Consider the following 10,176-nt stretch of genomic DNA (forward strand, 5'->3'; position numbering starts at 1 on the left):
AGAGTAAACAATATTAAAGCAAACGCCTACAGGCTTAGATACGCTACCATAACCTTCCTTACTATCCCAAAATATCCTTTTTTTATAGATGTCATATTGCCAAATATCATAGTTAGCATAAGCAGAAACTTCAGCACGAGAATAGTTGGGGGAGATTGTAACGGTTTGCTCATCTGTCACAGTATATGTTTGCGTTACATTGAAACCGACAGCAGCACTTACAATTTGCGCGTCTACTGTGACAGTTCCAGTAATAGATGTTGCCACAGACTTAGTGAATGACATCTTACCACCGGGATAAACGAGATTGTCGCGTCTTAAAACATGTATGCCGCAAACTCTTCTTGGTCCCTCAACCTGAATCATCGGTAAGCTAATGACACTTTTTCAGCTCTTGAAGGGCGTATTCGCTAAATTCTTTAAACACACTTTGATTATAGAGAGCAGTAAATAGTGTCTCTAGATTTTCTTTACCGATGCCAAAATTTTGTTGGAATGTTGCTTGTATTGTTTTGCAGTCCACCTCGCCTTCTAAGTTAATTGTAATATTCATTTGCTGGGCTTTGTTAATGTAGGCTTCCATAATACTTTCTTTTTCAACTTTTGCAGAAAAGAGTCTCAAAATTAGTTCTAGCTTTTGACGATCTTCTTCTGAATATCGATTCAGTATTAACCAATTCCAATAAGGGAACCTCGGCTCTGGAACTTTGACAAGGGCAAGCAAATACATCTGTTCAGTGACTTTTTTCAACTCGTCTTTCAAACTATAAACCTCTTGTTCCAACAAACGTATTTTGCCTTCTAATTCTAAATCCTGCATGCATGATTCCCCTTCACTTTCTGCTTATTAGGTCAACACCCACAACACTCCCATGATAGCTGCCAAAATTACTTCCGCAGTTCCATTTGACATGCCGAGGGTGTCAATAAAATACTTTCTTAATTCGTTTCGGCATTAAAATTGACAGAACCCCAGAGAATATGGGGGATTTCACTCCGTTAACGCCCCAAAAACTTAGATACACACGTAGTTATCCACAAACCGTCTAAACCCTTGCCATGACTGGGCCCAAGGCGGTTTGTGTTTCTACGGACTGTCGAAGCCGGGGGAGTATACGAATACGTTTTAAGAGGAGTATTCACGTGATCGCCTCCACAGAAAAAACTATACTCTTACATTCTCTGGAAGTTGATGATTTCCCTTCAATAAATTTGATTTTCGCGCAGTTTCACCTGCGAAATGGTGGGTTGAACGACTTCGCGTAGTTTTCTTCCGCCCGCCACCATAGGATGATGGCAGCCAGCTCCTACTTATAAACCTTGCCTTCGTGGTCCGGATTTTCAATCATCGCTATCAGTTTCTTAGAGCTTACGCGAAAAAGCCCTCTAATGTATGACCAGAGGGCGATTTTTGAGTTTTCACCTTTGAATGACAGACAAGGCTTATACAACAATTAATGGTGCTCTATTTTAGTAATATAATAGTGCTTTTCTTTTTTAATTAGGTCAAATTCAACGTCTACTTTATTCTTTTGCTTATTTTGAGGATCGAAGTAGTCATACTCAGTCCCAGTAACTCTTACAATGACTTTTGTTCCTTTCTTTTCAATAAGCACCTTTAGATCAGCATGAATACTACTGGTTCCTTTTCCAAACCCTTCTGTTGCAATTGATTCGTAATTTCCTTGAGAGTCTTTCCTAAAATAAGTATTGAAAATTCTTCAGGTACAAAATATGTATTCAGTCGGGCAATGATAGCATCCTTCGCTTTTCCTTCCAGCTTGCCTTTTGCATGAGTTAATCGAATAAAATCGTCAGTCCATATTTGTAGCGTATTAAACCAAAGCCACTTATATGTATCACCTGCTTCTAGGACGCTATCGTCCAATACGGATGGTGAATAGTTATCAAGTAAGGATATAACTAAATTTACATCTTCAGTTTTCAAAATGTCTTCTTTCAACGGCGAGTCACTTTCTATAGAAGAAGCAATAGGTTTAGTTTCATCCTTAACTGGACTAGTAACATCCTTGTTTGAAACACATCCACCCATCAAAATGGAAATAAGTAGCAACAATGCGATAGAAATATACGTTTTTTTCATAGGAATATTTCCTCCTCAATTGATAAAACTCAGATTAGCGGCGCGTAGCCTTAATCCGAGCTTTTATCAACATGAATATCATATTCCGCACCCTTGCTCAATTAGTAAAACGGCACATTTACTATTTGTTTAATCCCATTATTAGATTTAAATTTGCTTAAAATAAGATACCTCAAGTTTCCAAAAAGGCGCGGAATATGATATAAATATATGTTCAAGTGAGAAATTGCTCAAATCAAGTTCTTCGGTATATTCGGTATATTCTGGATCGACATAGCAAAGCTTTGATGCTATTTGCAGCGCCGACAAAGATCGGCCCTTGCCGCAAGGATGCGAACAAGAGCCGTTTTTTTGCATTGTTCCACGAAATCAAAATCGTCGCTCAAAGCTGTAAATCAGATTTTTTAATTGCTCCGACACGGATTTTACTTTGATTCTAATGCAAGTTTACCATCATACAGCAACTTAAAGTATCGATAACCTGCTACGGCGATAATAACGAAAAATACAAGTTGTTTTATGATCATAGGAACATTGATTGCTTCTGAGAAAATCCATACGATCAACACTACGGTGAGAATTATCTCATAAAGACCAATTTTGATTCTCATTTCTGGTCTGATCATCTTTAGTTTAAGTGCTAAAGATATACTACCAATGAACTCCAGTATAAGCCATAAATAATATGCGTCTTTGTTAAGAGAATATCCGAATAGTGGGCCATATAGTAATCCGAACGAAATTATTGAGAATTTTTGTAATTTCTGTTCAGTATTATTCAGTTCACTAAAACTTCGCGTCATATTACCATGTTCCTTGTGTTAGATTTGGAAAGACTCCATTCCAAGTGATTCCGAAATAAACTCCCTTTTGATTATTGGTTTTTGATTGCAATACTAGGTAACAAAGGTTGGCCATACCACTATATCCAGCTATAGTTAGAATTGTAGTGATAATGGGGCCAGCAGGACCTAGTATTAGCGAAATGCCTTCCAATGCGATAATAAACGCTGGAACACCGATACCTGCCGCTACGAACAGATACTGTTGGATGTCGTCTTGATTAAAATAGATTTTCCAGTCGGATACATGAAGGTTTGGTGTAACAGACGATACACTATTCCTAGAGGCCATTTCGAGGAATGTGCCATTCATAGTAGCTTTTGACATTTTTTGATTTGCTTGATCGACTAGCCTATTTAGTAAAGAAACATACTCATCAGTTAAACCATATGTTGATTTCAAGTAATTTATGTCGTCGTGTAGCATAATTATTCTACCATCTTGTTCGGAGAATTCTTTTGCTACCCCGCTTTTCGTGAACGTATTGAGAAATTCTTTCGTTTTTTGATCAAGAGTAACATAGTAATTGCCCTCCGTTGGAGTGATTTTTCCGCCGAGAGGTACAGAAGTCGATACAGGTGCATTGTTCGGAGTTGCAGCAAGAGCAGAACCAGAGAAGGAACAAACAAGGGCAGCAGATACAATAGCAGATACGATTTTCTTTTTCAAAAAATCCCTCCAAATGGAAAAATACAAAGACAAACATATGATACTATATTTGGGATTTTGTAACAATAGTTCTAATGTCCCATTTTGTTTGCCCTGTAAAAAAACAATCGCTCGCGTAAGAGCTTCTCAATTTGCTCGTCGCTGTAGCCAAACTCGGCCAACCTTCGGGCGGCAAACCCGGCACCTGTCGATGCTCTGTATATCGCGTCGTGTAAATCCTTAATGCCGTATAGTCGCTCAAAGATCACGCCGATCCGGGCAAGGAAGAAAATACGCTCCTGACTTTCTCCGTCCAATAACTTTTCATACTGTATCATCCACACACCTTCAGCTTCAGCTTAGAAGAAGATTTTTGAGCTGCCAGAATATACCGATCTAAATGCTGGCTAAGCTTCACCACCTCCTTGTCGGAAAACGAGCTTTTTTCCACTTATTGTTTTGAAATTGTGTTTGGTTCTTGATGCGACTCGGCAAATGCGTTACCAGTTGAAGGAAAAACGAGTACGGCGGAGGCCACAGATATTAACAGGATTTTATATCACTCATGAAAATAAGAGGCATACAAGCCTCTTTTTTTGTAGAAGCGGGATAAACATTTACTTAGGTTAACAACGACAAACTGTGTTTCGCTTTTTTGATCATTGATTTTGTAGCTTACAGGGAATAGCAAAGCTTTGATGCTATTTGCAGCGCCGACAAAGAAAGGCCCTTGCCGCAATAATGCGAACAAGAGCCGTTTTTTTGCATTGTTCCACGAAATCAAAATCGCCGCTCAAGGCTAAAAATCAAGGTAGAAGCATAGGCACGTAGGTTTTCGAGCTTGCGGCCAGCCAGCAGGTTCTAGCAAAGCTCAGGAAAACACATGATATGGACATCTACTCTTTTTTCTTTATTGACGCTAAACATATTCCAACTGCAACAAATATAATTCCAGCAAAAAAAGTGAAGTTTGTAATGTCCCATAAATATGGAGGTGTTAGTCCTATAACGGAATCAAGTTGAGTTGTGCGATCGCTTACAGCGACAAAGATAAGGATTTTTTCCAAACCTGCTAAAGCTATGAAGAGTAATCCAACAAAACAAAGCATTAATCCAAATAAATACATTATCATAATAACCAAGATAGGAGTTCCATGAGATGCCAGTACGAATGCCGACATGGTGATAACTATGATCGCTCAAGTAAATAGCAATCCATCCTTCGATAGCACCCGGCACCTCAGGCGTTAGCCGGGGTGGGTACTGGTGTCAACCGCAACCTCTACCTTCCGGCGATTTGAAGCGAGCGACATTCTGGAATTCCTGCGGGAGGATTTCTTCGTCTATCTGACCGACCCCAAGCAGCCAAAGAAGAAACGAAAGACGACATTGTACAACCATTCAAAGGTAAGACATTCTCTTTGGTGCACGAATTGGGATTGCGGCACCGACATTGCTCCGTTGGTACTGCTGAAATCGTCCAGGCAGGAGGACGAGGGGGAAAGCTGTAAATCCTGAAAGAGGAGCTTCAATTTCGAAGCTCCTCTTTCCATTTATTCTTTTGAGTTCTGCGATTTCTGAGCATATTGCACGAGTCGGTTGAGTGCAACCATATGTGGTAATTTAGATGCTCTTAAAACGACTCTTAGAATTGACTCCCGGTCAGTTCGCCATTTGAACTGTTCGAATAAGGTCATAAGATCATTCGACAAATCATTCCAATATGGCGTCATCTCTTCTTGTTTTTCATCGAGATCCCGGAGTACACGTACATGTTTGCTGAAAACCTTCATCATCTCGTCCGTCTGCTGTTCATTAAGCTGCTCGGACATGATGAAGTCCCACAGTACAAATGCTTCTGGGGCTACAGTAAACTCCCGAAGTAAGTTTATATAGAATTCAAGTTGGGCCACCTTTTGTTCCAGTCGCACTACCTTATTTTCTAAATTTTCCTCATTCATCCCTCGCACGATTCTCCATTCGCCGTTTCTTAGAACAGTACTTCAATTACGACATTGGCGACAAGGCGAGCTGCGGATAGTGGCAGTCCAGCATCATATAATGCTCCAGCCAGCTTGTCTTTGAGATTCTGCATCGTGACTTCTTGCCATTCAAGTAACCATTTAACCTCCTGTTTCATTTTATCAACGGCATCATCAATTTTCTTAGTATGCTTACCCAGCCCAATGGCTCTCATGCCCTTTTTAATTAGTTCGATGTTATCAGCTTTGTCCAATGCCTTAAGCAGTTTTTCAAGCGCTTCTTTAGCAACCTTCACTTTCCAATAGGGTTCGACTTGGGTAGGAGAAGCAGCCGCCGATGATACGATCTGATTTGGCCTTTCATACGTATTCGGTGAGGCCAATGCAGAGAGAGGGGAGAACGCGGATACTAGAAGAGTGGTTGACAATGCTGTAATCATGAATTTGGTCTTCATTCTTAACATTGGATAATAACATCTCCTTTTCAATATTTTGTTATACACTATTTATATTAACACAAAATACATAAATATGAATAGAACATTACTCCTATTCATATTTTTTAAGTTTGGCCGCTGTGCTCTTCCACGTTTATATTTCTTTTCTCATTTCTTCGAGACCCGAAAACCGCGTCATTATAACGATTCTGGACTGTCCGCTCTTCTGTTATAGGAATCTTTCTTTTAAAAACAAGTAAGGCGCACATCAAAGGAAGGAATGTGCACCTTACCAATTATCATAGAATCATCGCTAAGCTAATGACACTTTTTCAGCTCTTGAAGGGCGTATTCGCTAAATTCTTTAAACACAAACTAAGAATGATTGACGATATATTTATGTGCTTATTCAAACCAGAGGAGGGACTTTAAATGTTCAAATGTTCTTGTGGTGGAGCACTGCTTGTTAAAGAAGTTGAACCGTATCCTTTGAACTTATCATCATTAGAAAAGTTGGAGTACGAACGTAAATGTAAAGTTGAATGCCCAGATTGTAATAATGTTTTAGAGGGGCAGAAATATGATTAAAAAAAGTAAGAGACTCCATTATAGAGTCTCTTGTTTTTATTTATGTTATACTGCAAGCTTGTCTTTCAAAAAAATAAGCTGATAAACACCTTGCTTAGATCACTATTGTAATACCCCTTCCTTTACACCAGTCCCAGTGCTGACGGGCCAGGCAAAAAGAAGCAAGATGTTAATTAGGACCGTTATTACTATAAGAACTAAAAATAGTATTTCTACTTTCGGTCCTAAACTAATTACTTTTAACTTCGCGAGCAAAAATACTATTAAGAGTACAATCGTAATATACATCATTCCGCAAAAGTCCTCGCAATCTGTTGATTATTAATCACGCGTCCATGTGCCATCTTTATAAATCGTTATTCCGATCCGTGGATAAGCATTTTGAATTTTACTATCGAGACATGAAATTAGAAATGTCCTTGTGAATACGTTGTCGCAAAACATTGAATGTTTATTTAATTCCTTTCATTTACTGGCGAACGGACTTCGTAAAGTTGTCATGATGACAACAAAATTAACGAGTAAAAGACAGAGCAACAAAAGGGCAAATTATAATGATGATACCTAAGTAGGCAGGGATTGTTTTCTCGGTAATCCGAAGTTTTTCAAACAGGTAGTTAATCAATCCGCAAGCCAAAGGAAGGATTATCCATTTCCAAACAGGGCTGTAGATGAAAAAAAATCTGATAAAAATAATATTAAAGCTATACTTACCATAAAAAGAGGGAACCTTAATTTCACTTTAAAACATCTCCTTTATAAACAAAGTGAGTTATTGCAATATAATACCATATGTATAAAATTATAACTATCTCAATGAGAGAATAAAGTCAAAAGCTCTGGTAATCATCCCCAGAGCTTTTGCTTTGAAACTTTAAATATCCGTTGGCAAGCCGCAAGCTTTCAGTACATTTTTGGGAACCCTCGTACCCGTACCAGTGTATTTACTTAGGTTAACAACGACAAACTGTGTTTCGCTTTTTTGATCATTGATTTTGTAGCTTACAGGGAATAGCAAAGCTTTGATGCTATTTGCAGCGCCGACAAAGATCGGCCCTTGCCGCAAGGGTGCGAACAAGAGCCGTTTAAAAAAAACCATTATTCTAGGTTCAATCCCTGTACGGAGTTAACTTGAATTTTGGACCCTTTTGGCGGAGTAATCTTGTTACCGTTGACCAAAAACTTCCCATCAGTGACCCCTAAAATGGTATATGCGTTTTCTGCTACTGGCCCCGAATACTTTTTCAAGAATACAATGGCACTATCGTTTTTCTTGAAAACTTCGTTTCCCTCGAAAGTGTAGTTTGCGCTGTCAAAAATCCCACCTGTTTCAAGAATATTAACCTCCTTACCGCCCGTTCCACGATATACTTTTTTTACCTCAGCCGTTGTCACGGTGAACGGGACTTTTTGAAACTCAAACGATTTCACTTCTTTAGCGTTCACTTCTGCGATGATATCCGCATCGGCCTCAAGATTACTCAATGTGCTATATGCCTTTACTTTACTTCCGCTGATGTCGATTGTTTGGACTTGATCGCTACTGTTGATAGTGCCTGCGACGATTCCAGAAGTCACCAAAGCTCCACCCACCAAAAAGGCAACCAATGTTTTTTTCATTTGTTCATTTATTCTCCTTTCGTTTTAGAATCCGTAAATACTGCGAACCCCATTAAGATCATCATACCCCGGAACAGAAGCCATTCGTCCGTCCGCATCCGTACACATAATTTGCCATGGGTCCGTAACATGAGCAAGACCAAGGGCATGACCCATTTCATGCGTCCAAATAGCCATTTTCTTACTCTCATCGTACTTATCGCCATAAGTATAATTCATACTTACAACGGAGTTTGTGTAAATTGCGCCGTTATGAGGAATATTATTACACAGGCCATTCCATCCAGTGTCTCCAAAATAGTTTCCTTGGAAAAAGGCCGAGTAAATAGCATCATTTGTGGTCTGACTGAATTTAATGTTATTGTTAGTACCCCATGACCAGTTCCCCATTGCACTCGAAAGGGAAGACATGTATTCACTTTTCACCTCTCCGAGTTTGTATACTACCCTTGGCGATTTTTGTTGACCCCCAAGACGATTAAAAGCGTGTGCATCATCTTGTTGCGTGAACAAGAGAACCAAAGACATTGCAGCAACAATCAAAGCGTATTTTTTCACTTTTTTCCACCACCTGTAAAATATTTTCGAGTTGTGATAAGATTAAGTAAAATAATGTAAGGAAGGAAAGGTGAGAGATATGCAAAAACTCTTATCACTTGTGTTAGCTTTTGCACTAACTACACTTGTTGCTTGTGGTACTCCAATAGCTCCAGAAAAAAAGACGGCTATGTCAGTAACTGATTGGAAGTATCGTTTTGTTTATTGGAACGGAAACATCTACGCAGTATCGAAGGATGAAAAGGTTGTAGAGATTGACAAAGAGATAGGGGAAGTTGAAACGTATAGCGATCAAGAAGCTGATTTCTCAAAGAGTACAGTGTTTTCGAATGCCTTTCCAAAAGGAGCGAAATTATACAGCATATCAAATGTTGATCAAAACGCTGCTATAGCGGTAGAGTCAGAGGTTGGGAAATATACAATTTTAAAAAAGACAGAAAGTAAGTAAAATAGGTTGCACTACAGTTCTACGGAAGTACATCAGGTAATGTGTATCATTCACAAACCTTCAGGTATGAACAATTCGTCGTGACTCATAAAATATGGGGTGGGAATTAATATCTTTACAATTTTTTTCTATACTTATATTGGAAGATGCAGCGAATTGGGACTACATAAAGAATATTTGACAAAGAGATATCAAAAAAGTTATATTTTTCAATAACGAAAATAAATAACAATAAGTACGTTAAGTGCTAGTGCCTTCCTGTATATCGGATAAAGGAGAGAATATCGAGTGAAAAAGTATCTCGGTCAAAGTGTGCTTATTGCTTTGGTTATAACTAATGTTGTCACCCTTTTTATGTATTTTAATAAGGATGTTCAGAATGGCTATGCTCAAGCACAACCAACTGTTAAAGTTTCTTTATTTAGTGGACAGGGAGAACATTGGAAATTGGACAACTATACTATAGTTAAGACCAATACATCTATCTGGCGTGGAAACGGAAAGTTAACGTATTTGGGTAGTTTAAATGAAATTAAAGACTCAAATTATTTTAAATATTCATTTTATGAAAAGCATGGAGAGAAGAAGGAGAAGCTTGTTTTAGAGGGGCTAAAAAAATCAAACAATGGAAATATTGATATACTTGAAAACCTTAAGGTTGGATCTATTGAGGGACCTGTTGAAGAAATGGATAAGAATCAAGGATCTGTAAGATATTATTTAGAAATTGAATGGGTCAACAACGAAGGAGTTAGTAAGAAAGAAGAAATTCCACTAGAATTAACATGAAATGCTTGGTTGACTGTAAAAAAAGAAGCCTGATAATCTGAATAGGCTTCTTTTTATTGATTCAAGATAAGTTAAGAGTAAACGTAACTATTCAGGTATCTTATAAACGCCCAAAATCTCTGCTGTACGCGGCGGAGATTTTTTTGTAAACTTGTTCCA

The 10,176-nt window shown here is 38.5% G+C and carries 15 protein-coding genes; 4 read left to right on the forward strand and 11 right to left on the reverse strand.

What is annotated here, in order from left to right; translation table 11 throughout:
• The 7 genes from NLX71_RS25310 to NLX71_RS25335 all read right to left on the reverse strand — a co-directional run.
• Positions 1-366: DUF6426 family protein (locus NLX71_RS25310; protein ID WP_309248988.1), on the reverse strand; the 366-nt coding region annotated here is incomplete at its 3' end.
• Between the two features lie 7 nt (positions 367-373).
• Positions 374-820, reverse strand: coding sequence for a hypothetical protein (locus NLX71_RS25315; RefSeq protein ID WP_254366552.1), 447 nt, complete (start codon positions 818-820; stop codon positions 374-376).
• 798 nt (positions 821-1,618) lie between these two features.
• Complete coding sequence (locus NLX71_RS25320; RefSeq protein WP_254366553.1) at positions 1,619-2,104, reverse strand: hypothetical protein; 486 nt, start codon at positions 2,102-2,104, stop codon at positions 1,619-1,621.
• An 804-nt stretch (positions 2,105-2,908) separates the two neighbouring features.
• Positions 2,909-3,616 (reverse strand): hypothetical protein, encoded by a 708-nt coding sequence (locus tag NLX71_RS25325; RefSeq protein ID WP_254366554.1) that lies wholly within the window; start codon positions 3,614-3,616, stop codon positions 2,909-2,911.
• Between the two features lie 71 nt (positions 3,617-3,687).
• The gene (locus NLX71_RS25330; RefSeq protein ID WP_254366555.1) at positions 3,688-3,933 is read right to left on the reverse strand and encodes a hypothetical protein; all 246 of its coding nucleotides are present in this window, start codon (positions 3,931-3,933) and stop codon (positions 3,688-3,690) included.
• Positions 3,930-4,046 carry an aspartyl-phosphate phosphatase Spo0E family protein gene (locus NLX71_RS26735; protein WP_309248989.1) on the reverse strand — a complete coding sequence of 39 codons (117 nt, stop codon included), beginning with the start codon at positions 4,044-4,046 and terminating at the stop codon, positions 3,930-3,932. Before NLX71_RS26735 ends, NLX71_RS25330 begins: the two co-directional genes overlap by 4 nt.
• A 445-nt stretch (positions 4,047-4,491) precedes the next feature.
• Complete coding sequence (locus NLX71_RS25335; RefSeq protein ID WP_254366556.1) at positions 4,492-4,737, reverse strand: hypothetical protein; 246 nt, start codon at positions 4,735-4,737, stop codon at positions 4,492-4,494.
• A 124-nt stretch (positions 4,738-4,861) separates the two neighbouring features.
• Here NLX71_RS25335 and NLX71_RS25340 point away from each other — a divergent pair, with 124 nt between their 5' ends.
• Positions 4,862-5,113, forward strand: a complete 252-nt coding sequence (locus NLX71_RS25340) for a hypothetical protein (protein WP_254366557.1) — start codon at positions 4,862-4,864, stop codon at positions 5,111-5,113.
• Between the two features lie 35 nt (positions 5,114-5,148).
• Here NLX71_RS25340 and NLX71_RS25345 read toward each other — a convergent pair whose 3' ends face one another.
• Both NLX71_RS25345 and NLX71_RS25350 read right to left on the reverse strand, forming a co-directional pair.
• The gene (locus tag NLX71_RS25345; protein ID WP_254366558.1) at positions 5,149-5,556 is read right to left on the reverse strand and encodes a hypothetical protein; all 408 of its coding nucleotides are present in this window, start codon (positions 5,554-5,556) and stop codon (positions 5,149-5,151) included.
• A 29-nt stretch (positions 5,557-5,585) separates the two neighbouring features.
• A complete protein-coding gene (locus NLX71_RS25350) occupies positions 5,586-6,041 on the reverse strand; it encodes a hypothetical protein (RefSeq protein ID WP_254366559.1) in 456 nt (151 codons plus the stop codon).
• 405 nt (positions 6,042-6,446) lie between these two features.
• Here NLX71_RS25350 and NLX71_RS25355 point away from each other — a divergent pair, with 405 nt between their 5' ends.
• The gene (locus NLX71_RS25355; protein WP_254366560.1) at positions 6,447-6,602 is read left to right on the forward strand and encodes a hypothetical protein; all 156 of its coding nucleotides are present in this window, start codon (positions 6,447-6,449) and stop codon (positions 6,600-6,602) included.
• A gap of 1,098 nt (positions 6,603-7,700) precedes the next feature.
• Here the strand turns inward: NLX71_RS25355 and NLX71_RS25360 are convergent.
• A complete protein-coding gene (locus tag NLX71_RS25360) occupies positions 7,701-8,222 on the reverse strand; it encodes a hypothetical protein (protein ID WP_254366561.1) in 522 nt (173 codons plus the stop codon).
• A gap of 24 nt (positions 8,223-8,246) precedes the next feature.
• Entirely contained in the window at positions 8,247-8,780 is a 534-nt protein-coding gene (locus tag NLX71_RS25365; protein ID WP_254366562.1) for a matrixin family metalloprotease, read from the reverse strand.
• A 70-nt stretch (positions 8,781-8,850) separates the two neighbouring features.
• Between NLX71_RS25365 and NLX71_RS25370 the strand changes: the two genes are divergently transcribed.
• Both NLX71_RS25370 and NLX71_RS25375 read left to right on the forward strand, forming a co-directional pair.
• Positions 8,851-9,228, forward strand: coding sequence for a hypothetical protein (locus tag NLX71_RS25370; protein ID WP_375377968.1), 378 nt, complete (start codon positions 8,851-8,853; stop codon positions 9,226-9,228).
• A gap of 288 nt (positions 9,229-9,516) precedes the next feature.
• Positions 9,517-10,017 carry a hypothetical protein gene (locus tag NLX71_RS25375; protein WP_254366563.1) on the forward strand — a complete coding sequence of 167 codons (501 nt, stop codon included), beginning with the start codon at positions 9,517-9,519 and terminating at the stop codon, positions 10,015-10,017.
• Positions 10,018-10,176 lie beyond the last annotated feature (159 nt).

The organism is Paenibacillus sp. MZ04-78.2 (assembly GCF_024213375.1).
GTDB lineage: Bacteria > Bacillota > Bacilli > Paenibacillales > NBRC-103111 > Paenibacillus_G.